The 26721-nt window shown below is 63.7% G+C and carries 20 protein-coding genes; 10 read left to right on the top strand and 10 right to left on the bottom strand.

The genetic code is table 11. The features are described 5' to 3' along the window. Positions 1–5 precede the first annotated feature (5 nt). The 5 genes from NKJ76_RS13940 to NKJ76_RS13920 all read right to left on the bottom strand — a co-directional run bounded on the left by NKJ76_RS13940 (position 6) and on the right by NKJ76_RS13920 (position 7638). The gene (locus NKJ76_RS13940) at positions 6–2453 is read right to left on the bottom strand and encodes a GcvT family protein (protein WP_352537683.1); all 2448 of its coding nucleotides are present in this window, start codon (positions 2451–2453) and stop codon (positions 6–8) included. Beyond that, positions 2450–3631 (bottom strand): pyridoxal phosphate-dependent aminotransferase, encoded by a 1182-nt coding sequence (locus tag NKJ76_RS13935; RefSeq protein ID WP_023739111.1) that lies wholly within the window; start codon positions 3629–3631, stop codon positions 2450–2452. Before NKJ76_RS13935 ends, NKJ76_RS13940 begins: the two co-directional genes overlap by 4 nt. Then, positions 3631–4530: a homocysteine S-methyltransferase family protein gene (locus NKJ76_RS13930; protein WP_023739110.1), complete on the bottom strand. Its 900-nt coding sequence runs from the start codon at positions 4528–4530 to the stop codon at positions 3631–3633. Before NKJ76_RS13930 ends, NKJ76_RS13935 begins: the two co-directional genes overlap by 1 nt. Then, positions 4527–6980 carry a GcvT family protein gene (locus NKJ76_RS13925; RefSeq protein ID WP_352537682.1) on the bottom strand — a complete coding sequence of 818 codons (2454 nt, stop codon included), beginning with the start codon at positions 6978–6980 and terminating at the stop codon, positions 4527–4529. The genes NKJ76_RS13930 and NKJ76_RS13925 overlap by 4 nt, the downstream gene beginning before the upstream one ends. 94 nt (positions 6981–7074) lie before the next feature. Continuing rightward, positions 7075–7638, bottom strand: coding sequence for a helix-turn-helix domain-containing protein (locus tag NKJ76_RS13920; protein WP_081726057.1), 564 nt, complete (start codon positions 7636–7638; stop codon positions 7075–7077). A gap of 261 nt (positions 7639–7899) precedes the next feature. Here NKJ76_RS13920 and NKJ76_RS13915 point away from each other — a divergent pair, with 261 nt between their 5' ends. Continuing rightward, complete coding sequence (locus NKJ76_RS13915; RefSeq protein WP_023670762.1) at positions 7900–8604, top strand: nitroreductase; 705 nt, start codon at positions 7900–7902, stop codon at positions 8602–8604. An 18-nt stretch (positions 8605–8622) separates the two neighbouring features. Here the strand turns inward: NKJ76_RS13915 and NKJ76_RS13910 are convergent, their stop codons facing one another. From NKJ76_RS13910 to NKJ76_RS13890, 5 genes are all read right to left on the bottom strand, one after another. Next, positions 8623–10065 (bottom strand): MFS transporter, encoded by a 1443-nt coding sequence (locus tag NKJ76_RS13910; RefSeq protein WP_352537681.1) that lies wholly within the window; start codon positions 10063–10065, stop codon positions 8623–8625. A 153-nt stretch (positions 10066–10218) separates the two neighbouring features. Continuing rightward, the gene (locus tag NKJ76_RS13905; RefSeq protein ID WP_050587437.1) at positions 10219–10836 is read right to left on the bottom strand and encodes a sarcosine oxidase subunit gamma; all 618 of its coding nucleotides are present in this window, start codon (positions 10834–10836) and stop codon (positions 10219–10221) included. Next, positions 10829–13840: a sarcosine oxidase subunit alpha gene (locus tag NKJ76_RS13900; protein WP_352537680.1), complete on the bottom strand. Its 3012-nt coding sequence runs from the start codon at positions 13838–13840 to the stop codon at positions 10829–10831. The genes NKJ76_RS13905 and NKJ76_RS13900 overlap by 8 nt, the downstream gene beginning before the upstream one ends. Then, positions 13837–14133 carry a sarcosine oxidase subunit delta gene (locus tag NKJ76_RS13895; RefSeq protein WP_023670367.1) on the bottom strand — a complete coding sequence of 99 codons (297 nt, stop codon included), beginning with the start codon at positions 14131–14133 and terminating at the stop codon, positions 13837–13839. The genes NKJ76_RS13900 and NKJ76_RS13895 overlap by 4 nt, the downstream gene beginning before the upstream one ends. Before the next feature lie 11 nt (positions 14134–14144). Further along, complete coding sequence (locus NKJ76_RS13890) at positions 14145–15404, bottom strand: sarcosine oxidase subunit beta family protein (protein WP_352537679.1); 1260 nt, start codon at positions 15402–15404, stop codon at positions 14145–14147. 317 nt (positions 15405–15721) lie between these two features. Between NKJ76_RS13890 and NKJ76_RS13885 the strand changes: the two genes are divergently transcribed. The 9 genes from NKJ76_RS13885 to NKJ76_RS13845 all read left to right on the top strand — a co-directional run bounded on the left by NKJ76_RS13885 (position 15722) and on the right by NKJ76_RS13845 (position 26700). Further along, on the top strand, positions 15722–18211 hold the full coding sequence (locus tag NKJ76_RS13885) for a mechanosensitive ion channel family protein (RefSeq protein ID WP_352537678.1): 2490 nt from the start codon (positions 15722–15724) through the stop codon (positions 18209–18211). 145 nt (positions 18212–18356) lie between these two features. Further along, positions 18357–18620: a hypothetical protein gene (locus NKJ76_RS13880; RefSeq protein ID WP_023670370.1), complete on the top strand. Its 264-nt coding sequence runs from the start codon at positions 18357–18359 to the stop codon at positions 18618–18620. 207 nt (positions 18621–18827) lie between these two features. Continuing rightward, positions 18828–20261, top strand: coding sequence for a UbiA family prenyltransferase (locus tag NKJ76_RS13875; RefSeq protein ID WP_352537677.1), 1434 nt, complete (start codon positions 18828–18830; stop codon positions 20259–20261). 3 nt (positions 20262–20264) lie between these two features. Further along, positions 20265–21617: an FAD-binding oxidoreductase gene (locus tag NKJ76_RS13870; RefSeq protein WP_352537676.1), complete on the top strand. Its 1353-nt coding sequence runs from the start codon at positions 20265–20267 to the stop codon at positions 21615–21617. Between the two features lie 124 nt (positions 21618–21741). Continuing rightward, the gene (locus NKJ76_RS13865; protein ID WP_023699265.1) at positions 21742–22185 is read left to right on the top strand and encodes an EamA family transporter; all 444 of its coding nucleotides are present in this window, start codon (positions 21742–21744) and stop codon (positions 22183–22185) included. Beyond that, positions 22182–23189, top strand: coding sequence for an NAD-dependent epimerase/dehydratase family protein (locus tag NKJ76_RS13860; protein ID WP_352537675.1), 1008 nt, complete (start codon positions 22182–22184; stop codon positions 23187–23189). The genes NKJ76_RS13865 and NKJ76_RS13860 overlap by 4 nt, the downstream gene beginning before the upstream one ends. A 67-nt stretch (positions 23190–23256) precedes the next feature. Beyond that, positions 23257–24687, top strand: a complete 1431-nt coding sequence (locus NKJ76_RS13855) for an aspartate aminotransferase family protein (protein WP_352537767.1) — start codon at positions 23257–23259, stop codon at positions 24685–24687. 34 nt (positions 24688–24721) lie between these two features. After that, the gene (locus NKJ76_RS13850; RefSeq protein ID WP_352537674.1) at positions 24722–25948 is read left to right on the top strand and encodes a hypothetical protein; all 1227 of its coding nucleotides are present in this window, start codon (positions 24722–24724) and stop codon (positions 25946–25948) included. Further along, positions 25945–26700, top strand: a complete 756-nt coding sequence (locus NKJ76_RS13845) for an FkbM family methyltransferase (protein WP_352537673.1) — start codon at positions 25945–25947, stop codon at positions 26698–26700. The genes NKJ76_RS13850 and NKJ76_RS13845 overlap by 4 nt, the downstream gene beginning before the upstream one ends. Positions 26701–26721 lie beyond the last annotated feature (21 nt).

Genomic DNA, 26721 nt, shown 5'->3' with positions numbered 1-26721 from the left:
AGGTGCTACATCCTCGTCCGTTCCGCCTTGGAATCGTACATCGGCTTCAGCGATGCTTCCGCCGCAAAACGCTCGCCGGCGATCTCGATCTCGTAGGACGAGGCCAGCACATCCGCCTCGCTCTCGCCCTGGCAGGGCACATAGCCCAGTCCGATCGCGCCGCCGAGATGGTGGCCGTAATTCCCCGATGTGATCGGGCCGACGATCTTGCCGTCGCGCAGGATCGCCTCGTTGTGGAAGAGCAGGGGTTCAGGGTCTTTCAAACGGAACTGCACCAGCCGGCGCGACAGGCCGGCTTCTTTTTTCTTCAGCACCGCATCGCGGCCGATGAACTCGCCCTTGGCGGTTTTGACCGCAAAGCCGAGGCCGGCCTCCAGCACATTGTCCTCGTCGGTGATGTCGTGGCCGAAATGCCGAAACGCCTTTTCGATGCGGCAGGAATCCAGCGTATGCAGGCCGCAAAGTTTCAGGCCGACATCGCCGCCGGCCTCGTCGATCGCCTCGAAGACATGAGCCGCCTGGTCGGTCGAGACATAAAGTTCCCAGCCGAGTTCGCCGACATAGGTGACGCGGTGGGCACGGGCGAGGCCCATGCCGATCTCGATCTCCTGGAAGGTGCCGAACGGATTGTTCTCATTAGAAAAATCATTAGGGCTGACCTTCTGCATCAGTTTTCGCGCATCCGGACCCATCAGGCAGAGCACCGCCTCAGCTGCTGTGACATCCGTGATGACGACGAATTCGTCGCCGACATGCCGGCGCAGCCAGGCGAGATCGCGCTGCAGCGTCGCGCCCGGCACGACGAGGAAGTAGGCGGTCTCAGATAGCCGCGACACCGTCAGGTCGCTTTCGATACCGCCGCGCTGGTTGAGCATCTGGGTGTAGACGATCTTGCCCGGCGCCACGTCCATATCGTTGGCGCACAGCCTTTGCAGGAGGGCACAGGCGTCGCGGCCTTCGACACGGATCTTGCCGAACGAGGTCATGTCGAACAGGCCGACCTTGTTGCGGACCGCCAGGTGCTCCTCGCGCTGGTTGTCGAACCAGTTCTGCCGCTTCCAGGAATAGCGGTATTCGCGCTCCTGTCCCTCGCGGGCGAACCAGTTTGCGCGCTCCCAGCCGGCGACTTCGCCGAACACGGCGCCGCGCGCCTTCAGATGCTCGTGCAAAGGCGAGCGCCTGACATTCCTGGACGTTGCCATCTGCCGGTAGGGGAAGTGATCCGCATAGAGCAGGCCGAGTGTTTCGGAGACACGCTCCTTGAGATACCTACGGTTCTTCTGGAATGGCTGGGCGCGGCGGATGTCGACTTCCCAGAGGTCGAAGGGCGCTTCGCCATCGTTGATCCATTGCGCCAGTGCCATGCCGGCGCCGCCGGACGAGACGATGCCGATGGAATTGTAGCCGGTCGCCATCCAGTAGCCACGGAGTTCCGGGGCCTCGCCGAGATAATAGCGGTCGTCGGGGGTAAAGCTTTCGGGGCCGTTGAAGAAGGTGTGAATGCCGGCGGTTGCCAGCATCGGCATGCGGTTGACGCCCATTTCGAGGATCGGCTCGAAATGCTCCATGTCCTCCGGCAACTGGTCGAAGCAGAAATCCTCGCGGATGCCGTCCATGCCCCAGGGCTTGGCCACAGGCTCGAAAGCGCCGAGCATCATCTTGCCGGCATCTTCCTTGTAGTAGGCGCATTCATCGGGAACGCGCAGCACCGGTAGACGACCGAGCCCGGGGATCGGCTCGGTGACGAGATAAAAATGTTCGCAGGCATGCAGCGGGATGGTGACGCCGTTCTGGGCGCCGAGCTCGCGCGCCCACATGCCGGCGCAGTTGACGACGATGTCGGCCTCGATCGTTCCCTGATCCTCGCCTTGCGCCCACGACACACCGGTGACGCGACCGGCCTTGGTATGGACCTTGGTGACCTTCACATTCTCGACGATGGCGGCGCCGCGCTGGCGGGCGCCCTTGGCCAGCGCCATGGCGATGTTGGCCGGATCGCACTGGCCGTCGAGCGGCAGATGCACGGCGCCGACCACATCGGACACGTTGAGATGCGGGTACATCTCCTTGACTTCACCAGGCGAAATCTCGCGCACATCGACATCGAAGGCGCGGGCGAGCGAGGCCTGCCGATAAATCTCGTGCTTGCGCTCCTCGGTCAGCGCCACGGTGATCGAGCCGACCTGGCGCATGCCGGTGCCGACTTCGGTTTCGGCCTCCAGCTTGACGTAGAGGTCGGCCGAATATTTCGCCAGCCGCGTCATGTTCTGCGAGCCGCGCAGCTGGCCGATCAGGCCGGCGGCGTGCCAGGTCGTGCCCGAGGTCAGCTGCTTGCGTTCCAGCAGCACGATGTCGGTCCAGCCGAGCTTGGCCAGGTGGTAGGCGACGGAACAGCCGGAGACACCGCCGCCGATAATAACCGCGCGGGCCTTGGTGGGAATGCTTCTGGTCATGCGGCCTCGCGGCGATAGCCGGATGCGAAGCGGCGCAGGCGTTTTGCGGCTTCCTGAAGCACCGGTTCCGGTTGGCAGAGGCTGATGCGGATGTGGCCGGCAGCGGCCTTGCCGAAGCTGGAACCCGGCATGACGCCGACACTCTCCTGGTCGAGAAAGGCCCAGGCGAATTTCTCGTCGTCGGGCTCGACGGCGGAGATGTCGAGCATGACATACATGCCGCCCTCGGAGCCGTGCACGCTGACATTGTTCATGCCGCGCACGGCGTCGAGCAGGACGGTGCGGCGCGCCGCATAGCGTTCGGCGATCTCCTTGACGCCAAAGCGGTTCTCCAGCGCCTCGGCGCAGGCGATCGAGATGAAGGCCGGCAGGCCGTAGGTCGTCACCAGATTGAGATTGGTCAACAGCGTGATCATCTGCGCCGGGCCGGTCAGCCAGCCCATGCGCCAGCCGGTCATGCCATGGCTCTTGGACATCGAATTGATGACCAGCGTGCGCTCCGCCATGCCGGGCAGGCCGCGCGGCGAGATGTGCTCGCCGCCGCCGAGCGTCCAGTAGACCTCGTCCGACAGCAGCCAGAGATCGTGCTCGCGGCAGATCTCGGCCAGCTCTTCCAGCCGCTCGCGCGAATAGACGGCGCCGGTCGGGTTGTTCGGCGTGTTGATCAAAATGGCGCGCGTGTTGGGCTTGAGCGCCGCGCGGATCATCTCGGCGTGCGGCTGGAAACCGTCTTCGGCCGGTGTCTCGACGACGGTGAAGCTGGCGCCGGCGGCGCTGAACGTGTTGGGATAAGTCGCGTAGTAGGGCGCCACCACGATAGCGTGGTCGCCCTGGTCGAGAACGGCCTGCACGGCCGCGTAAAGGGCAGCCTGGCCGCCCGGCGTGGCGATGACTTGGTCAGGTGCCGTCTCGACCCCGGTGCAAGCGGTCGAGGCCGCCGCCATCGCCCTGCGAAGGCGCGGAACGCCGGACAGCGGGGTGTAGTGATGGTTGCTGCCGCGAACCGCCGTCACGCAGGCTTCGATCGTCTGGCTCGGCGTATCGAAATCATGGTCGCCGACCGACAGCATGATGATGTCCTGTCCGGCCTCCTTGCGGGCCCATGCCTCGGTGTGGACCTCCCAGCCATCCTTGCCCGAAGGCACGATGCCGGAAATGCGCGATGACGGTCTGGGCATCAGGATACTCCCGAGATTTCGTGGCCGGCCTGTTCGAGCCAGTCGCGCAAGGCGGCGATGTGGGCAGGGCCGACTTCGCAGCAGCCGCCGACGATGGTGGCGCCAGCGGCGACCCAGCCGAGCGCCTGGTCGGCATAGGCATCCGGATCAAGGTCGTGGCGTGCGTGCAGCACTTCGACCGTTCCGCCATGCTTGAGCGCTTCGACAGAGGTGAAGCCATTGGCATAGGCGCCGACCGGGCCGCCGAGAGCAATCAATTCGGGCAGTGCCGCGGCGATAGCTTCTGGCCGGCAGCAATTCACCAGGCGCGCTGCAACCGTCAGGCCGTCGAGGGCGTCCGCCGCTGCCGCTATTGTTTCGCCGCTGCGCAGCCGCGGCGCGCCGTGATCGGCGAGCGTCCAAGATACCCAGACAGGTTTGCCGCTTTCCGACGCAGCGGTAACGGCCGCACGGCCTTCCTCGGCTGAGGCCATGGTCTCGCACAGGAACAGGTCGACGCCATCGGCCTGCTCTGCGACGATGCGGCGATAGATGTCCAGCGTCTCCTGGAACGATATGGTCAGCGCCGGCGCATAGCTGCCGAACAGCGGTGACAGGCAGCCGGCGATCGCTGCATCGCCTGCCTCGTCGCATGCCTGTCTTGCCAATTCGATGCCGCGCTTCTGCAAGGGCTTGAAGAGGTCTTCTGCTCCTTCCCGCGCGAGCCGCTCCGGCGTTGCCGAATAGGTGTTGATGGTGATGACGCGAGCGCCGGCCCGGATGAATTCGGCATGCAGGTCACGCACCAGATCCGGCTCGTCGATCAGCACCCTGGCCGACCAGAGCGGCGTCGGCTCGGAGCTGCTGCGGCGGACCAGTTCCTGGCCCATGCCGCCATCGGTGAGAATGACTTTCTTCATGCTCTCAGTCTTTCGTTTTTCGGATCCCACAGCGGCTCGTCTTTCTGCACGACTGCCTTGAAACGATCGCCAAAAATTTCAATCTCGATCGCGGTATCGGGTTCAGCCAGGTCGGCGCGCAGCATGCCGAGCGCGATCGATTTGTCGATGCGATGCCCCCAGCCGCCGGACGTCGTCTCGCCGACGATCTTGCCGTCATGCCAGAGCGTCGACACCGACGGCGCGTCGCAATCGCCGGGGTTTTCGACCACCAGCGTGACGAAGCGCTTCTTTACGCCTTGCTGCTTTTCGTTCTGCAGGGCTGCCTTGCCGCGGAAGTCGGGCTTGTCCCATTTTACGAAGCGCTCGAGCCCGCCCTGCAGGACCGTATAGTCGGTCGACAGGTCGCCCTTCCAGGTCCGGTAGCCCTTTTCGAGGCGCAGCGAATCCAGCGCATACATGCCGAACGGTTTCAGACCGTGTTTTTGTCCCGCCGTCCAGACGGCGTCGAAGATGGCGGCGGTGTCTCCCACCTTGGTGTGGATTTCCCAGCCGAGTTCGCCGGCGAAGGATACCCGCACCAGCTTCGCCCAGCGGCCGGCGATGGTGGTTTCCTGATGCGTCAGCCAGGGCAGCGAGAGATCCGCGCCACAGACCTCGGCCAGGATCTTGCGCGAATTGGGGCCGGCGAGGATTTGCGTCGAATAGTCTTCGGTCCTGTCGGTGAGGGTGAAAGCTGCGTCCTTCGGCAGGCGCGACTTCAGCCATTCGAAATCGTGCCACTGCGCTACCGCCGCGGTGATCAGAGTCATCTGCTCTTCGCCATGGCGCACCACCGACATCTCGGTGACGATGCGGCCTTTGTCGTCGGCAAAATAGGCGAGGCCGATTCGGCCGGGCTTGGGCACCAGGCCGGTGACCTGCAGCGCCAGCCATTCGGCTGCGCCAGGACCTTCGAGGTTGAAGCGCGAGAAGCCGGGCAGGTCCAGAATGCCGGCGGCGTCGCGCACCGCCAGGCATTCTTCGCGCACGCGGTGCTGCCATGGCCCGTCGCGGCGGAAGGTGAGTGTTGCTTCTTCCGACGTGTCGTCACCGGGTTGCGCATACCAGGTGGCACGCTCCCAGCCATTATAGGCGTCGAACTGGGCGCCGAGCGCCTTGATGCGATCGTGGATCGGCGACAGCTTACGGTCGCGCCCGGCCGGCCAGGCATGGCGCGGGAACTGGATGGCGTATTCGTTGCCGTAGATCTCCATGCCCTTGGCGACGCTATAGTCGGTGGCGGCCGCAAAGCTGGTGAAACGGCGCGGATCGCAAGACCACATGTCCCATTCGGTCTGGCCCTGCGTCACCCATTCGGCCAGCACCTTGCCGGCGCCGCCGCCCTGGGCGATGCCGAAGGTGAAGACACAGGCCTCGAACGCGTTGGGAACGCCGGGCATCGGACCGATCAGCGGATTGCCGTCCGGCGCGTAAGGGATCGGCCCGTTGATCACCTTGGACAGGCCGGCAGTGCCCAGGATCGGCACGCGGGCTACGGCATCGGCAAGGTAGTGCTCGAGACGGTCGAGATCGTCGGGGAAGAGCTGGAAGGAAAAGTCCTCCGGCATCGGGTCGTTGTGGGTTGCCCAATGCGCGCGGCAATTGCGCTCATAGGGACCGAGATTCATGCCGTTCTTTTCCTGGCGCAGATAGTAGGATGTGTCGACGTCGCGCAGCAGCGGCAGTTTCTTGCCCTGCTCCTTCGACCAGGCCACCAGTTCGGGGATTTCCTCGAACAAAATGTACTGATGGCTCATCACCATCATCGGGACGTCGCGGCCGAACATTTTGCCGACTTCCGCGGCTCGGTAGCCGGCGGCGTTGACGACGATCTCGCAACGGATCTCGCCTTGCGGCGTCCCGACAACCCATTCGTCGTTCTCGCGGCGCACACCTGACACCGGACAGAAGCGGACGATCCTGGCGCCCATGTCGCGCGCACCCTTGGCCAGTGCCTGCGTCAGCTGCGCGGGGTCGATGTCGCCGTCGTTTGGATCGTAGAGCGCACCTTTGAGGTCATGCGTCTCGATGAAGGGATAGCGGCGCTTGATCTCATCAGGGCCGACAATGGCGATGTCCATGCCCTGGTAGCGGCCCATGCCCTTGGCGCGCTGGAACTCCTGCATGCGCTCCTTGGTGTGGGCGAGGCGGAGCGAGCCGGTAACGTGGTAGTTCATGGGATAGTCGACGGCATCAGCCAAGCCGCGATAGAGCTCGGTCGAATAGCGCTGCATGTTCATCAGCGACCAGGACGACGAGAAGGTCGGCACATTGCCGGCGGCATGCCAGGTCGAGCCCGATGTCAGCTCGTTCTTTTCAAGCAGCACGCAATCGGTCCAACCCGCCTTGCACAGATGGTAGAGCGAGGAGGTGCCGACGACACCGCCTCCGATGATCACCACGCGTGCCGTGGTCGGCAAACCGGCCATATTCTTCTCCCAAACCTGAAGCGCGCTGCGCTTCTATCTTTTTGCTTGATGCATGTCGTTTCCCAAACCGCTGCACACTTTGGGCGACATGCATTCAATAAACAGGCGGCGAAACCACCCAGATGACCACGGCCGGCTCGCTGCCGGGATTGCGCCAGCGGTACGGCTTGCGCTCGAAGCGGAAGGAATCGCCTTCGCCGAGCCGGTGCCAGACGCCGGCTATCTCGATCTCGAAAATGCCAGAGGCGATGTAGCCGGCTTCCTCGGTCGGCCGCAGCTGCTCGCTCTTCATCTCGGCGCCCGGCGCAAAGATCGAACGCACCATCTCGAAACTACCGCCGAGATCGGGCGACAGAAGCTCTTCCACGAGGCCGGATTCGCTTGTGCCAAGCGTGCGCCGGCTGCCGGCGCGCACGACAAAGCCGCGCTCCTTTTCGATCGGCACGTCGTGGCTGAAGAACAGGCTGAGCGGCACGCCGAACAGGTCTGCGAAAGCCCTGAGGTCGCCAAGCGAAGGGATAGACAGGCCGCGCTCGACCTGGCTGACCCAGCCGACGGAGCGACCAAGCTTCAGCGCGATCTCAGCCAGCGTCAGCCCGCGCGCCTTGCGCAGCGCACGGATGTCGCTCGCCAGCAGGCGCTCGTCAGGTCCCTGCAATGTTTTGGGGATAGCTGGGGGCAAAACGCTCACTTGAGGAAAAACTGGAAATGAATTTCATGAGAGCTCACGTCCGTGAAAAAATCAAGCGAATTTTCATGTACACACAAGATTTGCTTGCGCGATTTTGGCGGTTCATGCAAAGGCTCTGGCACGAGCGGCGGGTGTGGGAATGCGGGTCGGCGACCAAGGATTGAAATCTGCGCAAGGTCTTTTCCGATAGCCGGTTCGGCTTTCGAAGTGTGCGCAAAGGGACGGCCCATGCTGGAAAAAAACGGCCTGGCAGCGCATAACGCGGCTGTTGTCGACGAGGCGATCATCTCGCGCCGTTCGGTGCGCGCCTTCCTGCCCGACATGGTCGATGACGAGACGATCCGAGCCATTCTTGGCGTCGCCGCGCGCGCGCCTTCGGGCACCAATATGCAGCCCTGGCGGGTCTATGTCGTCAAGGGCGAGGTCAAGCAGCAGATCACCGATGCCATCCTGAATTCCGGTATCCGGGCCGAAAAGGCCGATTGGGACGAGTATCGCTATTACCCCACCCAGTTCTTCGAGCCGTATCTCACCCGCCGCCGCGCCAACGGTTTCGGGCTCTATGGGGCACTCGGCATCGGCCGCCGCGAGGTCGACAAGATGCGCGCCCAGCACGACCGCAACTTCGTCTTCTTCGACGCGCCGGTCGGCATGATCTTCACCATAGACCGGCGGCTGAACCAGGGCTCGTGGATCGACTACGGAATGTTCCTGCAGAACATCATGGTGGCCGCGCGAGGCAGGGGCCTGCACACCTGCCCGCAGGCCGCCTTCGCGCCCTATCACCGGCAGATCCGGCCGGTGCTCAACATCCCCGATGAGGAGATCGTCGTCTGCGGCATGGCGCTCGGCCTCGAGGATACGTCGAAACCCGAAAACGACTTCCGCACCGACCGCGTGCCGCTGGAAGAGTGGGTGACATTCAGCGGCTAGGACTCGGCTACCGGGGCCTCATTCCACGTTCATCTGCGCGCCGTGGCCGCTGACATGGGCGCCGTCCTGCGGTGTCAGTCTGAGATAGGCGATCAGCGCGCACAACGTGATGACGCCCTCGACCACGAACAGGATGCGGAAATCGTTGGTCACCGCCGGCCTGCCGCCAGCCAGGAACGACAACAGCGCCGCCGCCAGGCCGACGCTGATCGCCACCCCCAACTGCCACAGTATGTAGTAGAGCGCGCTGAAGCGGGCGAGCTGGTCGGGCGCGATGTCGGAATAGGCGAGGTTGCCGGTCGAAGCCCACTGCGCCGAGCGCAGAACGCCGAAGGCAAAGATATAGACGAGCACGATCCAGACCGGCGTTGTCGCCTCAATCGAGGCGAAGCCCGCTACCATGGCAGCAACGATCGGCGTGTTGACGACCAGCACGCGGCGAAAGCCGAAACGGTTGAGCAGGCGCGGCATGAACACACGCATGATCAGCGAGCCGATTGCGGCGACGAAAGTCAGCGATCCCGCCTGCACCGCGCTCATGCCGAAGCCGAGCTGGAACATCAGCGGCAAAAGGAAAACGACCGAGCTCAGGCCGATCGTGTCCAGCCCACCACCGGTGAGGAAGGAGATGCGAAAGGTGCGGATGCGCAGGAGTTTCAGGTCAAGCAAGGGGTTGCGGGCGCGCAGGCAGTAGAAGGAAGCAAGCGTCAGGATGACGATCGCCAGCGTCAGCTCGGCCGCGATCATGCTGCCGGCGGCGTCTTTGGCCGCAAGCGAATCCATGCCGAAGACCAGCAGGACCATGCCGCTGCCGACCAGCAGGAAGCCCGGGAAATCGAACGGCGTGCGCACCGGTTTGGTAACAGTCGGAAACAGCGAGGCGGCAAGAACGGCCGCCGCCAGCGCGAACGGCACGTTGATGAAGAAGATCCAGCGCCAGGAGATATAAGTCGTCAGCGCGCCGCCGACCAGCGGGCCGACCAGCGGTCCGGACTGGCCGGCCAGCGAAATATACATGTTGATCTTCAGCGTGCGGCTGCGCGGGAAGGTCGACAGGATGACGACCTGGCCGAGCGTCCCCATCAAGGCGCCGCCGAAGCCTTGCAGCGCGCGGGCGCCGACCAGCGTCCAGATGTCGTTGGACAATCCGCACAGCGCCGATGACGCGGCGAACACCAGCAAGGCGAAGCAGTAAACGTTGCGCAGGCCGAAGCGGTCGGCCGCCCAGCCGCCGAGCGGCATCGAGATGATCAGGCTGGCGACATAGACGGTGATCAACAGGCCGAGCTGGCTCGGCGGCCGGCCGAGGCTGTCGCTGATACCGGGCAGGGCGGTGACCACGACATTCTGGTCGAGGCTGGTCATGAACACGCCGCAGGCGACCGTCAGCGGCAGCAGGAGCAAGGCTGTGGCCGACACATCGGCGCGATCCGTGGCGCCGGCGGATAGTTCTGCGGTCATGGGGATGTTCGAACCAAACGACGATGCCGACTATGAGACGGGATCTTTTTAATCCCCTGGGCCGGTTGGGCCACGTTCCCCACCATGGGCTTCCATTGGAGCATTCTCTAGCGGCAGAACCGGCTGGCCTTGAGGCCAGAACGGCTGTCGGCCCTACTGAACCTCGTAGCCGACCTCCTCGCTGGCATGGCAGAGCGCCTTCCAGAACGAGCGGGCGAAGGAGCGGAAGACATAGATGTCGAACTGGTCGGCGCCGGTGCGCTGGATCTGCGCAAAGACGTCGTGATGGGTGGTCGAACGGCCGGAGCCTATGGGGAAGGCGGGCAGCGCAAAGTCGATGGCGAAGAATTTCGCCAGCACCCATTCGGCCTTAGGGCCGGCGATGCGGATAGCGGTGCGGCCATGCGACAGGTCGGTGATCGTGCCGATTGCCGGGGTTACGTCCCCGGCAAAACGCGCCGCCAGGCCCTCGGCATCGTCGACGACCGTGAATTTTCCAGGCGCGAAACCGAACACGGCCTTGCCGAACTTGGCGAGACCGCCGCCGGCACCGTCGGGCAAAGCGAGCCCGGTGACCTTGCCGATCGCCTCGATCAGCTGCTTTTCCGCGCCCGGCCATGCGGCCAGTTGCAGGATCGAGCCTGGCCTGATTTCGGTCAGGATGACATCGACGCCATGCTCGAAATTGCCGTGCGAACCCCGATGGAACACCGGCTCGAGCGGCGAGAGGCGCTCGGGTGATTGGCGTTCGGTTGATTGGCGCTCAGCCATGCATGCGGCTCCCGTCCGGGTCGTAGAAATGGTTGGAGACGATTTCGACCGGCCCGAACCGCTTGCGCAGCGGATCGGAGACGAATGCCCGGGTGCCATGGCGCGCCTTGCCGCCCTCGACCAAAGCCAGCGCGATGTGCTTGCCCAGCGCCGGCGAGTAGCAGCAGGCGGTGATATGGCCGATGGAGTCGTGCGGATTGGCTTCGTCCAGTTCCTCGACGAGGTGGGCTCCGCCATTGAACGGCCGATTGTCGAGCGAGACCAGACCGACCAGCTGCAGCCGCTCGGGCGCGATCAGGCCTTCTCGGTCCATCATCGCCGAGCCGATGAACGGCTTCTTCTTCGACAGCATCCAGTCGAGATGCAGGTCGCGCGCCGTGGTGCGGCCGTCGATCTCCGCGCCGGTGACATGGCCCTTTTCGATGCGCATCGTGCCCAACGCCTCCAGCCCGTAGGTGACCAGGCCGAACGGCTTGCCGGCTTCGATAAGGGCTTCCCAGACATGGGTGCCGTAGCCGGCGCCGCAATAGACCTCGAAGGCCATTTCTCCGGAGAAGGACAGCCGGCAAATCATCACCGGCACGCCTGATATCTCGCCGCGCACGATGCCCATGAAGGGCAGGGCTGTGTTGTCGACCGCAGTGCCGGTGACACAGGCGGCGAGGATGGCCCGCGCCTTCGGCCCGCCGATGGCCGCGCCCGCCCATTCGTCGGTTGCCGAGGTGACATGCACTTTGAGTTCCGGCCAGATGACGTCGAGGAAATATTCCAGATGCTGCATCACCTTGCCGGCGTTGGCCGTGGTGGTCGTCATCAGGAAATCCTGTTCGCCAAGCCGCCATGTGGTGCCGTCGTCGAAGGCCAGCCCATCCTCGCGCAGCATCAGGCCGTAGCGGGCCTTGCCGACGGGGAGGGTAGAAAACATGTTGGTGTAGACGCGGTCGAGGAATTCACCGGCATCCGGTCCCTGCACGGCGATCTTGCCCAGCGTCGAGACGTCGACGATGCCGGCACTTTCGCGCGTCGCCCTGGCTTCACGGACATAGGCCTGCTCGACCGTCTCGCCGGCAAGGCCGTAGATCATTGGTCGATACCAGAGGCCAGCGGAATACATCGTCGCGCCATTGGCGAGGTGCCAGTCATGCATCGGCGTCAGCCGCTCGGGTTTCAGATCGCCGAAGCGCTCGGCCGCGAGCGAGCCGATGGAGACCGCCGAATAGGGCGGGCGGAAGCGGGTCGTGCCGACTTCGGGGATCGGTTTGCCCAGCGCCTCGGCCATGATGGCGAGACCCGGCACGTTGGAATTCTTGCCCTGGTCCGTCGCCATGCCGAGCGTGGTGTAGCGCTTCAGGTGCTCGACCGAGACGAAGCCTTCGCGATGCGCCAGCCGCACGTCCTCGGCGGTGACATCATGCTGGAAGTCGACGAAGCTTTTGCCTTTCGCCTTGATCTCGAACACCGGGGCCGGATCTGGGTTTCCCGGGGCTGCTTCGACATCCGGCAAGGCTGCCGGCGCAGCCGCTCCGCCCGCTGCGGACAGGCCGGCTGCGCGGCCCTCAGTGATCGCTTCGATAGTCGAGAAGCTGCCGTTGAAAGCACCCGCACCAATCCATTGCTGATTTGGCCAGCGCTGTTGCGTTTGCTTTGGCGGCAGGAAGGCCTGGCGGGCAGGATTCCACTCGGCTCTCGCGCCAGCCTGGCTGGCGAGGTGGATGGTCGGCGACCAGCCGCCCGACATCAGCAGGCAATTGGCATGGATGCTACGGGTATCACCGCTGAGCGTGCCCGAGTTCATGTCGAAGCGCTGCACCTTCAGGCCGGAGAGCGCCTTGCCGCCCTCTGTGGCGACCACGGCATGGCCGGAGAGGATTTCGGCTTCGGCCTCGGTGGCCAGGCTGCGCATCTCGGCCGACAGTTCGGGGCGCACATCGACGATGGCAACAATCGCCGCGCCGGCCTTTTTCAGCGCCAGCGCCGAGCGATAGGGGCTGTCATTGTTGGTGAACAGCGCGATCCTGTCGCCGGGCAGCACGCCATAGTCGTTGGCATAGCGGTCGGCGGCATGCGCCAGCATGACGCCCGGCCGGTCATTGCCGGGGAATACAAGCGGCCGCTCGAAAGAGCCGGTGGCCAGCACCACCGTTTTGGCGCGGATGGCCCAGTAGCGGTGGCGCGGCTCGCCCTTGCCGGGCCTTTCCTTGTGGTCGGTGACGCGCTCGAGCGCGGCTAGCGTGTTGCCGTCATAATAGCCCCACACCGTGGTGCGCGGCAGCAGGCGGACCGTGTCATGGCCTTCGAGCTGGCTGACGGCGCGCGCCGCCCAGTCGGCGGCCGGCGCGCCGTCGATGGCCTCGCCGGACCAGTTGGCCGAGCCGCCGAAACGCGGCTCGAGTTCGGCCAGGATGACGCGCGCGCCCTGGTCGGCAGCGGCCTTGGCGGCTGACAGGCCGGCCGGGCCGGAGCCGACCACCAGCACGTCGCAAAACGCGTTCATGCGCTCGTAGCGCGAGGTGTCGGCGGCAATACCGGCGCGGCCCAGGCCGGCGGCGCGGCGGATGAAATGCTCGCAGAACATCCAGAAGCGGGTGCCTTTCAAGGGGCCGAAGACAGGGCCCATGAAGGTCTTGTAGTAGAAGCCGGCGGCCAGGATCTTGCCGCCGAGCTGGTTGACGGCGTTGATGTCCCAGGCGAGCGAGGGAAAGCGGTTCTGGCTGACGGCCACCAGCCCGTCATAGATCTCTACCATGGTTGCGGCGATGTTGGGCTCGCGCACTTCGCCGCGCAGCACCGTGACCAGCGCGTTCGGTTCCTCGACGCCGGCCGAGAGCAGGCCGCGCGGGCGGTGGTATTTGAATGAGCGGCCGAAAAGCGTGACGCCGTTGGCAAGCAGCGCCGAGGCCAGCGTGTCGCCGGCATGGCCGGTGTAGGGCGTGCCGTCGAAGGTGAAGCGGATGGTGCGCATGCGATCGACGCGGCCGCCGGTCTCGGTGCGGCGCGGGCTCACGACTTGCCTCCGGCTTTGTGCCGGGCGGCGGCATTGTGGTCGCCGCGGGCGAAACCGGTGCTGGAAATCTCATGCGTGACCGTGTTGCGCACCATCCTCAGATGGGTGCGGCAGCCGCCCGAATGCTGCCAGATCTCATTGTGGTCGCCGGCCGGGTTCAGCCGATCGTAGACATAGGCGTTCCAGGCGTCGAGGTCCTGCGAGTTGGGCTGCGGGCGCTCGCGGTTGCCGTCGCCCTGATAGGTGAACTCGATGACGTCGCGCGGGCCGCAATAGGGACAAGTGATAAGCATTTGTTTGAACCCTAATGCAGCCGGGGCGTTGCGCCCTGGCCCTTGTCGTCAACCACCAGGCCGCGATAAAAACGGTCGAGCGTGAACGGCGCGTTGAACGCGTGCGGTTCGTCCTTGGCGATGGTGTATGCGAAGCACCAGCCCGAGGCCGGCGTGGCCTTGAAGCCCCCATAGCACCAGCCGCAGTTGAGATACATGCCGGGCAGCGGGCCGGTGGTGATGATCGGCGAACCGTCCATCGACATGTCGCAGACGCCGCCCCAGGAGCGCAGCATGCGTACACGCGCAAGGCCGGGAAACAGCGCCAGCATCTCGCTCATCACCTCATCGACGATGGGCAGGTTGCCGCGCTGAGCGTAGCTGTTGTAGCCGTCGATGTCACCGCCGTAGACGAGGCCGCCCTTGTCGGACTGCGACATGTAGAAATGACCCATGCCGAAGGTCAGCACCGTGTCGACGAAAGGTTTCAGCGATTCGGTGACGAAGGCCTGCAGCACATGGCTCTCGATCGGCATCCTGTCGATGCCGGCAAGCTGCATCACCCGTCCGGTGCTGCCGGCAACGGCCACGGCGACTTTCTTGCCGCGGATCTCTCCGCGCGTCGTCTGCACGCCGGTGATGCGGTCGCCGTCGCGCAGGAAGCCGGTGACCTCGCAATTCTCGACGATGTCGACGCCGCGGCGGTCGGCGCCGCGCGCATAGCCCCAGGCAACCGCATCGTGACGGGCGGTGCCGGCGCGCGGCTGCATCAGGCCGCCGACGATGGGAAAGCGCGCGGAGGCCGACATGTCCAGCGCCGGGACCAGGCGCGCGATCTCGGCGGTGCTCATCAGCTCGGCATCGACGCCGAGATGGCGCATGGCGTTGCCGCGCCTGGCCAAGTCGTCGAACTGGGCCGGCGTGTGAGCCAGGTTCAGGCAGCCGCGCTGCGAGAACATGACGTTGTAGTTGAGGTCGTGCGACAGGTTCTCCCACATCTTCATCGAATGTTCGTAGAAGCGGGTGTTGGACGGCAAAAGGTAGTTGGAGCGCACCGCCGTGGTGTTGCGGCCGACATTGCCGGAACCCAGCCAGCCCTTTTCCAGCACCGCGACATTGTTGATGCCGTGCTCCTTGGCCAGATAGTAGGCCGTCGACAGGCCATGACCGCCGCCACCGATGATGATGACATCATAGGAGGCCTTGGGCTCGGGCTTGCGCCAGGCCGGCTTCCAGTCCTTGTTTCCCTTGAGCGCGTTCGTGAGAAGCGAAAGGGCTGAATATTCCGCCATTCTTCATGTCATCCCTAGAGCATGATGCCGAAAAGTGTGAAGCGGTTTTCGAACGACATCATGCTCTATATCTTTGATTTCTAGAGCCGGAAGGTTTCAGGTCGGACAGACCTGAAACCTTCCGGCTCGGCGCGATGCGGCAGACTATAGAGCAGGCGGCGGGCGCAAAGCCAAGATTGCGCCATGGCTTTTCGACTGGCCGACTCCCGCAAGGCGCCCAACTGCGATGACTTCGCCACGACTTGCCCCACGGGATGAGCGTCTCTATCAAGGACCGCTTTAGAAGCGGCCTTGCCGCCCTTTGAGTCGCCACCATTATGCTTTTTCGCTTCTTTCGCCTGATCCTGGTCCTCGCGCTCGTTGCCTTGGCGCCGCATTCGTTCGGCGCGATGGCGCAGGGGCTGGGCCAGGCGCCTGCCGGGCTGGTCGCCGACCAGCAGAAAATCCTGCAGGGTTTGACGACGAAAACCGACGCTCTGGAGAAGAAAGTCCAGGAGGACGGCCTCGACGACACCACCCTTGTCGAGATCCGCCTGCAGCTGGAAGAGCTGTCGCGCGCTGCGCTGAACAGCGCGCTGGCGTTCCGGTCCCGGCTGGGGGAGATCAATTCGAGGCTTGAGCAGCTTGGTGCGCCCCCGGCTGCCGGACAGCCGCCTGAACCGGATATCGTTACCGGCGAGCGCCAGGCGCTGGCGTCGGAAAAGGCGGAGATCAACGCCGTCATCGCCGGCGCGCAGAACCTGTCGATCCGCATCAATGCGCTGATCGAGAAGATCGGCAATATGCGTAGCGAGCTGTTTCGCAGCGGGCTGACCAAGCGCTATGTGCTGTCCGATGCACTGAGCCCGCAAGTGTTTTCCGACGCCAGGGACGAATACGCCAACTTCTACAGGGCGGTGTCATCGTGGCTGAGCTTTGCCTTCAAGTTCAAGTTCCAGGCGATGCTCGCGGCGACCCTCATGGCGCTCGCGTTGGCCGTGGTGCTTCTGGTCGGTGGGCGCCGCCTGTTTGGGCGCATCTTCGAGGCCGACGCGTCGGTTGAAGATCCGACGTATCTCAGTCGCCTGTCGGTGGCGTTCTGGTCGACCTTGCTGCCGACGCTGGCGGTCAGCGCCTTCCTCGCCTCGACGGTGTTCCTGTACAATTATTACAATGTGCTGCGCGGCGACATAGGCGTGTTCCTCAACGCGCTGGCAGCCGTCATCGCCATAGTGTTCTGTGTCAACCGCCTGACCAATGCGGCGCTGTCGCCTAGCATGCCGAACTGGCGCCTGATCCAGGTCGAGACCGGCCCGGCGCGTTGGCTGGTGCGGCTGACGACGGCCATGGCAGTCGTCATCGGCATCAACAATTTCCTGTCGATCGTCAACGACAAGATGGGCTCGCCCCTGTCGCTGACGGTGGCCAGGAGTTTTGTCGCCACCGTCATCGTCGGCGTCATCCTGATCCTTATGGCGCTGCTGAAGCCTTACAAGGACGCCGACGGGCGCTGGCGCCCCTGGCCGGCCTGGCTGCGCTACACCTGTGTCGCGCTCGGCCTGTTCACGATTGCGGCGGCGCTGTTCGGCTATATCGGTCTTGCCATCTTCGTCTCGTTGCAGGTCGTGGTCACCGGCACCATCCTGCTCACCGCCTATATCGGCTTCCTGTCGGCGCGCGAGATCGGCGAGGAGGGTGGTTTCGCCGGCACGTCCATCGGGCGCTGGCTGAAGACCAATTCCAGCTATGAGGACACCGCGCTCGACCAACTCGGCCTCGTCGTCAGCGTCGCCATCAACCTGATGATCGTGCTGGTGTTCCTGCCGCTGATCCTGTTGATGTGGGGCTTCCAGCCCGGCGATATCCAGGCCTGGGGCTATAAATTGGCGACAGGCGTCACCGTCGGTTCGGTGACGATTTCGGTCACCGGCATCCTCACCGGCATCGTCGTCTTCATCATCGGCTATTTCCTGACCCGCTGGTTCCAGGGCTGGCTCGACGGCTCGGTTATGGCGCGCGGCAAGGTCGATACCGGCGTGCGCAACTCGATCCGGCTGGCGGTCGGCTATGCCGGCGTCGCGCTCGCCGGCCTGGTCGGCATCTCGGCGGCGGGCATCGATCTTTCCAATTTGGCGCTCGTTGCCGGCGCACTCTCGCTGGGTATCGGCTTTGGCCTGCAGAATGTCGTGTCCAACTTCGTGTCGGGCCTGATCCTTCTCGCCGAGCGGCCGTTCAAGGTCGGCGACTGGATCGTCGCCGGCGACACATCAGGCACGGTCAAGAAGATCAGCGTGCGCGCCACCGAAATCGAGACCTTCCAGCGGCAATCGGTGATCCTGCCCAATTCGAACCTCATCAACAACGCCGTCGGCAACTGGACGCACCGCAACAAGCTCGGACGTGTGGAGATCAAGGTCGGGGTCGCCTATGGCAGCGACGTCAAGCGGGTACACGCGGTCCTGCTTGAGATTGCGCGCGGCCATGCGCTGGTGCTGAAGAACCCGGAACCCTTCGTGCTGTTCACCAATTTCGGGCCGGCAGCACTCGAGTTCGAGATCCGCGTGTTCCTGGCCGATGTGCTGAACGGCGCCATCGTTCAGAACGATATCCGCTTTGCCGTTCTCGATGCTTTTGACGCCGAGCACATAGAAATCCCCTCGACGCCGCGCGCCGAGGTCAAGGTCAAGAAGACCGACGCATGGCCGATCGACGACGACAAGATCGAGGTCGAGTTCGCCGAGAAGGAGCAGGCGAAGGCCAGAGCCGCCGCCGAGGCGAAGCGGCTGGCCAAGACTGGTCGCAAGGCCCGCAAACCCGATCCTAGCTAGGGCCCCAAGCCCCTCCCAAACCAATTGCGGCATGAATGCGGCATTCAGTTGCGGTTCAGCTTGCATCTCATATAAGCTCACATGCAAAGGCGAGAATGCCTTGCGAAATGCAACAGAGGCGGTGTGGAAACACCGATATTGCAAAATGTGGAAGTCGCTCGTCGTCGCCATCGCTCTTACCGCAGCGAGTGGCTCGGCCTTTGCCGCCAGCGCGGTCAACAAGGATGCTGAGACCCGTACGCTGATCGTGACGGAAGGCGGCGGCAAGACGGAGCTGGCGCTGGCGGCCGGCGAAACCGTGGAATTCTGCCCTAACGGCTGTTTCGTCACCTTGCCCAATGGTGACCTCGAGGCCCTGACCGGCTCGGAAACGGTCGAAATCTCGGGTGGCGTTGCCCGCATCAAGTAACGTCGGCAGGCAGCTCTTGCAGAGGCCGGGCAATGCCCGGCCTTTTCTCGTCTACGGCAACGGTTGCTTAACGATGACGAGGGAAATACCCCGGCGCATATCCGTTGCAACCAGACGTTTTAACGTTCGTTGCGCCGTTGCTCGCTATGCCGGATACCAAGCCGCCGAAACGTGGCGCGACGGGTTTTTGAGCTGGGCAGGAAAGATATGGATGCGCGGTCGGACAAGAACGCAATCCCGCTTGCGGTCGACCTCGACGGCACGCTGATTGCGACCGATCTTCTTTGGGAAGGCCTGTTCATCCTGCTCAAGAAGAATCCGCTGTATGTTTTCCTGGTTCCGTTCTGGCTGGCCGCCGGCCCGGCGCGGCTGAAACAAGCGATTGCCGACCGCATCGACATCGATCCGGCCTCGCTGCCCTATCGCGAAGCGCTGCTGCAGCGGCTGCTCGCCGACCATAGCGACGGACGCAAGATCGTGCTGGCGACCGGTACGCCACGCAAGTTCGCCGAGACGATCGCCGCGCATCTGGGCGTCTTCGACTATGTGCTGGCGACCGACGGTCCCCACAACATGACCTCGGGCCGCAAGCGCGACGCGCTCATCGCCGCCTATGGCGACGGCGGTTTCGACTATGCCGGCAACAGCCGGCACGACCTCAAGGTTTTCGGAGCCGCGCGCAACGCCATCGTCGTGGCGCCCGACCGCCATGCGAAGCGCTGGCAGGCCGCGCATAGCGCCGAAAGGATGCCGGCGCCGAAAAGGACATTGAAGACATTCGTCAAGATGCTGCGGGTGCATCAGTGGCTGAAGAATTCGCTGGTCGCGGTGCCGATGGTGCTGTCGCATGAATACTTCAACATTAACATGATCTGGCAATGCCTGCTGGCGTTCGTCTCCTTCAGCGCCGTGGCTTCCGCCATCTACATTCTCAACGATTTCTTCGACCTTGCGCTCGACCGCAAGCATCCGACCAAACGCAACCGGCCTTTCGCCAGCGGCGCTTTGTCGATCCCGTTCGGTCTCGGCGCGATGGCGGTGCTGCTGGCGATCGGCATTGCCGCCGGGCTTCTGTTGCCGATCGAGTTCCTGGGCGTGCTCGCCGGCTATCTGGTGGTGACCACAGCCTATTCGCTGTCGTTCAAGCGCATGCTCCTAGCCGACGTACTGACGCTGGCCGGGCTCTACACGGTGCGTGTGCTGGCAGGTGCTGCGGCGACCGGGGTCGAAGTCTCGTTCTGGCTGCTCGCCTTCTCGATTTTCTTCTTCCTGTCGCTGGCGCTGGTGAAGCGCTATGTCGAACTGCGCACCACAGCCATTCCGGTGGGCGAGCGCATTGCCGGTCGCGGCTACCGCATCGAAGATCAGGAGATCGTCGCCCAGGCAGGAATGGCGTCGGCCTTCTCCTCGGCGCTGGTGCTGGCGCTCTACATGGACAGCGTCGCGGTACGCGAACTCTATCCGCATCCCTGGCTGGTCTGGCCGCTGGCGCCGATCGTGCTGTATTTGACCATGCGGGTCTGGATCCTGGCGCGCCGCAACGAGATGAATGACGATCCGGTCATCTTCATCATTCGCGACTGGCGAAGCCAGATCGTCGTGGTGATCGGCGCCGCCCTTCTGGTCGCGGGAGGCTGGTAGGGCATGGCCGGCGAACGGTACCGGAGTTTTGGCCTCGCCACGCCGGCCGCAAAGCGAGCCATCGCGGCCGACGATGCCATCGCGCTGATGCGAAGCGGCAAGGCGACAAAGAACGCTCTGCTCGCCTATGGCAATGGCCGCTCCTACGGTGATTCCTGCCAGAACGAGCCAGGTGCGGTCGTGGACATGCGGCCGCTGAACCGCATCGGCGCCTTCAATGCCGAGACCGGCCTGCTCGAGGCGGAGGCCGGCGTGTTCCTCTCCGATATCATTGCGCACACTGCACCTTACGGTTTCTTTCCGACTGTCGTCCCAGGCACCCAGTTCGTCACCCTTGGCGGCGCGATCGCCAATGACGTCCATGGCAAGAACCATCACCGGCGCGGCACCTTTGGCTGCCATGTCGAGTCGTTCACGCTGCTGCGCTCGGACGGGCGGACCTACACCTGCTCGGCAACCGACAATGCAAGGCTGTTTGCGGCGACGATCGGCGGCATGGGGCTGACCGGCCTGATCCTGTCGGCCTCGATCCGGCTGATGCGGGTGCATTCGCTCGATATCGCCGAGAAGGTAACGCGGTTTGCCGATCTTAGCGAATTCTTCGAACTGGCCGAGGCCGCCGACCAGGCGAATGAATATGCCGTCGCCTGGATCGACCAGCTTGCCGGCGGCCATGGCCGCGGGCGCGGCCTGTTGTTGACAGGCAATCATGCCGAGTACGGCTCGCACGCGGCGTCTCGCGCCGGCTCCCGTTTTTCAGTGCCGTTCCAGCCGCCGTTCAATGTGCTCAACCGGCCGTTCCTCACCGCCTTCAACGCCGCCTATCGGTGGAAGAAGGGGCGCTCGCCGGGGCCGAGCCAAACCGGCTACCAGGGCTTTTTCTTTCCGCTTGATGGTCTCGGCGACTGGAACCGGCTGTATGGCCCGAAAGGTCTCTACCAGCACCAGAGCTTGGTGCCGGAAAATGTCGCGCGTCAGACCGTGCCGGCGCTGCTCGAGGCGGCGCGACGGGCCGGGCAGGGCTCTTTCCTCACCGTGTTGAAGCGCTTCGGCTCGATCCGCTCGCCGGGGCTGCTGTCCTTTCCGCGGCCAGGCTTCACGTTGACACTGGATTTCCCCAATCGCGGCGACAGGACGCTGGCCCTGCTCAGCGAACTCGACCGCATCACGGTCGCGGCCGGCGGCGCGGTCAACCCGTACAAGGATGCGCGCATGGGCGCTGATACTTTCGCGGCCTCCTTCCCGAATTGGCAGCGGCTTGAAGCGCTGCGCGACCCGGCGTTCGTGTCCAGTTTCTGGCTGCGGACGGCGAAAAAGCTCAACGTCCGGCCAGGGCGTGTCGAGGCAGCTGAATAGGTACAATCCGAATAAGTCATGGTGAATAGATCGTGAGTTCCGTGGTTTACTCAAAGCATTGTCGTGACTTCACGAAATGTTTGCAGGTTAGTAATAGGACCGTTGCGAGTGGCGGGTGCAAAACATGAAATACATCGTCTTCATTCTGTTCACGGTCATGACCAATGCCGCCGCGCAGCTGATGCTGAAGCAAGGCATGATGTCGCTCGGTCCCATTTCGTTCGAAGGCACCAATCCGCTGTTGAAGTTGTTGCAGGTCGTTTTCAGCCCATGGGTGTTTCTCGGCCTGTGCACCTTCGTCATCTCGATGGCTTCGCATCTCTATGTGCTGTCCAAGGTCGAGCTCAGCTTTGCGTATCCGTTCCTCAGCCTTGCCTATGTCGCGGTTGCGATCTTCGCCTATTTCATCTTCCGCGAGGACCTCAATGCCTGGCGCATTGCCGGCATCGCCTTCATCTGCGTCGGCACCGTGCTGATCGCGCAAAGCGGTCGAGACTTGGGCGGGCGCGGGCATGACGACCAAACCGCTTCCATCATCCCCGACAAGACCAGCGAGATCGTTCGATGAGACATGTTATTTTCGGCGGCGACGGCTTCGTCGGCCGTCATCTTGCCCCGAAGCTTTTGGCCGATGGTGAAGAGGTTGTCGTTGCCGACATCGTCAAGAGCGACCTGACGCACTATCGCAACGTTCGCTTCGTCACCTGCGATGTCACGGATACGGCCTCGGTGGCCAACATCGGATTGAAGGCCGACGACATGGTCTACAACCTGTCGGCCAAAATGCTGTCGCCGATCCAGGTGCGGGCCAAGCGTCACGACTTCTTCTTTCCGGTGAATTTCCACGGCACCGAACACATCATGCAGGCGATGGACAAGGCCGGCGCGTCCAAGCTCGTCCACTACACCACCGACATGATCTACGGCCACACGGTCACCCAGCCGATGACCGAGGAGCACCCGGTCGCGCCGCTCGGCGAATATGGCTGGTCGAAGCAGAAGACCGAGGAGCTCGCCGCTCAATGGCGCAAGCGCGGCATGTCGATCTCGCTGTTTCGCCCGCGTCTGATCATCGGTCCCGGCCGGCTCGGGATCCTGGAAAAGCTGTTCAAACTGATCGACTGGAATTTTCCTGTGCCGATGATCGGCTCGGGCAAGAACCCCTATCAGTTCATCTCGGTGTTCGATTGCGCGGAAGCTGCCCGCGCGGCCTGGAAGGCAGGCGTGCCCAACCAGGCCTATAATCTGGGCTCCCTCAATCCGCCGCCGGTGAAGAAATTGCTGGGCGACCTGATCAAGCATGCCGGCTCGAAATCGCTGCTGATCCCGACGCCGGGCTGGGCGGTCAAGCGCACCCTCGACCTGCTCGATCTCATGAACATGCCGATCATGGATCCCGAACAATATCTGATCGCCGATGAGGAGTGCGTGCTCGACGTATCCAAGGCCGAGCGCCAGCTCGGCTGGGTGCCGCAATATCGCGACGAGGACATGCTGATCGCCGCCTACAGCGAATACCGCGCCAAGAAAGACGGGCTTGCCGTCACCGCCAATCATGTCCCCGCCGAATAAGTGGGACGACCAGGAGAACTCCGAAATGACCGTCATGGCCAAGCCTGAGCAGACGAACGCGCGCACCATGGCCGGCGCGCCGGCGTTGTCGCCTACCGCCATCGCCAAGCCCGACCTGATCAGCGTCGAGCAGGCGAAGGCGATGGATGTCGCGCGCATGACCGACCTGTTCAAGGCGCATCTCAATCCGGGCCAGCTACATTTCATGAAGCTGCTCGGCTTCCACAAGATCAAGATCGAGCGTGCCGAAGGCATGTTCTACATCGACCAGAACGGCCGCAAGATTCTCGACTTCTTCGGCGGCTTCGGTTCGCTGGCCTTCGGCCACAACCATCCGCGCATCCTGGAGGCCCGGCGCAAATTCCAGGAGGAGAAGCGCCAGGAAATCGCCATCGCCTTCATGTCGCAATATGCATCGGCCCTTGCGCACAACATCGCCAAATGCTCGCCCGGCGATCTCGACATGGTGTTTCTGGGCTCGTCGGGTTCGGAAGCGATGGAAGCGGCGGTGAAGCTCGCCGAGCGCGCCGCCGGGCCGAAGAGGCCAAAAATCGTCTATGCCGAGAATTCCTTCCACGGCAAGACCAAGGGCGTGCTCGGCATTACCGATGGCCAGCTCTACCGCGCGGACTTCAAGATGGCTGAGAACACCGTTCGCATTCCGTTCGCCGATATCGAAGCGGTCGAGCGGCTGTTCCGCTCCGACCCAGAGGTCGGCGTCATAGTGCTTGAGACAATCCAGGGCGGCGGCGGCATCATCCAGGCAGAGGCGCAATACTGGCAGAAATTGCGCGTGCTCTGCGACCAGTATGGCGTGCTGTGGGTGGCGGACGAAGTGCAGTGCGGCTATGGCCGTTCGGGACGCTTCTATGCCTTCGAGCATTATGGCGTCGTGCCCGATGTGACGGCGCTGGCGAAATCGCTCGGCGCCGGCAAGGCGGCGGTCGGCGCGATGATCGCCCGGCGCGAGGTCTATATGAAGGCCTATGGCACGCCGAAGACGGCGATGATCCATGCCATGGCCACCTTTGGCGGCATGGGCGAGGCCTGCGTCACCGCGATCGAGGGCATCAACGTGCTCTATGATGAGGGGCTGATCGACAACGCCGCCACTACCGGCGACTATCTGCTGCAGCGCCTGCAGGCGCTGAAGCAGAAGTACCCGAAGATCATCAAGGATGTGCGCGGCAAAGGCTTTATGGTCGGGCTCGAGTTCCACGACTTCTCGCAGACCTTGCCGATGGTGCTGCGTCCGATCGTCAGCGTCCTCGACGACAAGCTGAAGGGCTCGCTGTCGGGCTTCGTCGGCGCGCTGTTGCTGCGCGACTATGACGTGCTCGTCGCCTTCACCGAATACAACCGCAACGTCATCCGTCTCGAGCCGCCGCTGATCTGCCAGCGCGAGCATGTCGACCGTTTCGTCGATGCCTTCGACAGCCTGCTGTCGCGCGGCATCGTGGGAATCGTCAAGGATTTCGTCAAAAGCCAAGTCCGTTAAAAGAAGTCCGTTGAGCGAAGTCCTGAGTCCGACAATGCTGAGCAAGTCTCCCGCCCCGCAAAACACACTCGACCGGCTGACTGCGGCCGCTCTCGCGTGGGGCGAGGGGACTTATGCGCGATGGGCGGCTCCGGTCGGCGCGATCGCGTTTTCGCTCTATATCCTGCTGACGGCGTTCATGGCCTTGACGATGCCCGACGCCAATTGGGACATGCTGCCCTATCTCGCCATCGCCGAGGAGGGCGCTTATCCCGATGCGCAGGCATTGCATGACTATGCCTACAGCACGGTCCAGGCCGGCGTGTCGGCCGGCGACTACAAGACGCTGACCGACGATGGTGGCGGTTTCCGCAGCCATATGGCGCAAAATGCCGCCGACTTTCACTCGCTGCTTGGCATGTACCGGATCAAGTTCCTCTACGCCGAGATTCTTTCGACGATGAGTTCGGTGATGTCGCCTGTCGAGGCGATGCGGGTGCTGCAGGTGGTCTCGGTGCTGCTGTTCGGGATGATCACGCTGCTGTGGCTGCGAACCGAAGGCGCGTTGGCGCTGGCGCCGGTGGCCGGCGCGGTGCTGATCATGGCCGATTTCGGCGACGCGGCACGCGCCTCGACCCCGGATCTGTTGTGCTCGGCGCTGTTCCTCGGCGGGCTGCTTGCCTATGTGCGCGGCCGCGAGGCAGCGACCGCTGTCCTGCTTTTCCTGGCCTTCATGGCGCGGCCGGACAATATTGTTTTTCTGCCCATCTTCGCCGTGCTGCTGCTGGTCTTCCGGCAGCGGGCGTGGGGCGCGCTGGCCGGCTTTGCCGCGTCCTTCGTCGCTTATTTCGCGATTTCGCATTGGGCGCAGCATCCCGGCTGGTGGCCGCATCTGTGGTTCTCCAGCATCGAGCAGCACTACAATATGGATGGCTTCGAGCCGCCGTTCTCGGTTGGCGCCTATCTCAAGGCGTTCGCCGCATCCTTCATTCGCGCCATCAGCCTCAACAGTTGGGTCGGCGTCTCGGTTCTGGCGCTGGCCGGGTGGTTTGCGCTCGGCCGCGCCGGCTTCCGGCTCGATCGTCGCGCCGGCATTCTGCTTGCAGCACTGGTGCTTGGCGTGCTGGCGAAATTCACCGTCTTTCCGATCCACGACACCCGCATCTACTTCCCGAACCTTCTGCCGCCCTACCTTTTGCTCGTCGGCCCGATCATGGCGCTGTGGGCGTCGGCAAGCCTGAATGGAAGGCGGCCCATCGCCATACCTGGAGATAAGCCATGAGTTCCATTTCCGGGCTGGCGCGCATCGCCCTTTCACTCGGCCTGCCGGCCGGTCTGCTCGATCGCGGGCCGGCGTTGCGTGGCACGAAATTCCTGGCCAAGGCGGCGCTGAAGGCGCGGTTTGGCGGTTGGCAACCGTTCCAGATGGTCAATGTCGGCGCTTGCGACGGCGCGCTGTTCGACGACGTCACGCCGTGGCTGCATCGCATCCCGCGCGCAAAGGCCGTGCTGGTCGAGCCGATCCCGTACAATCAGAAGCGGCTGCGCGCCAACTATCCCGATACGGAACGGTTCGTCATCGAGCCGGTCGCGGTGACCAAAACCAAGGGCACGATCACCGTCCACACTTTCGATGCCGCGGCACTCGAGGCCGGCACGCTGCCGGTCGAGTTCATCGGCTGCTCATCGGTCACCCACACCAATCTGATGTCGGGCAAGAATGCCTGGGGCGAGGCCGACGCCAATTTCAACAAGTTCGCGCCGCACCTCAGGGATATCGAGGTGCCGTCGGAAACGCTGCAGACGCTGCTCGACCGCAACGGCATCACGCATATCGACGCCTTCCTGGTCGATTGCGAGGGCGCCGACTGGATCGTCTTCGAACAGCTCGATCTCAAGCGCTATCGTCCGGGCATGATCAAGGTCGAGGTCGGCGCGCTGCCGGCGGCCGAAATCGGCGAGGTAGTGGTCAAGCTCAAGACATCAGGCTACCAGGTCGGCTTCCAGGCCGAGGACATCTGGGCCTTCGCCTGAGATAGATCGCCACTGGCGGCA

This window comes from Mesorhizobium sp. M0029 (assembly GCF_040323735.1).
GTDB lineage: Bacteria > Pseudomonadota > Alphaproteobacteria > Rhizobiales > Rhizobiaceae > Mesorhizobium.
This window is presented reverse-complemented; position numbering and strand designations above follow the sequence as displayed.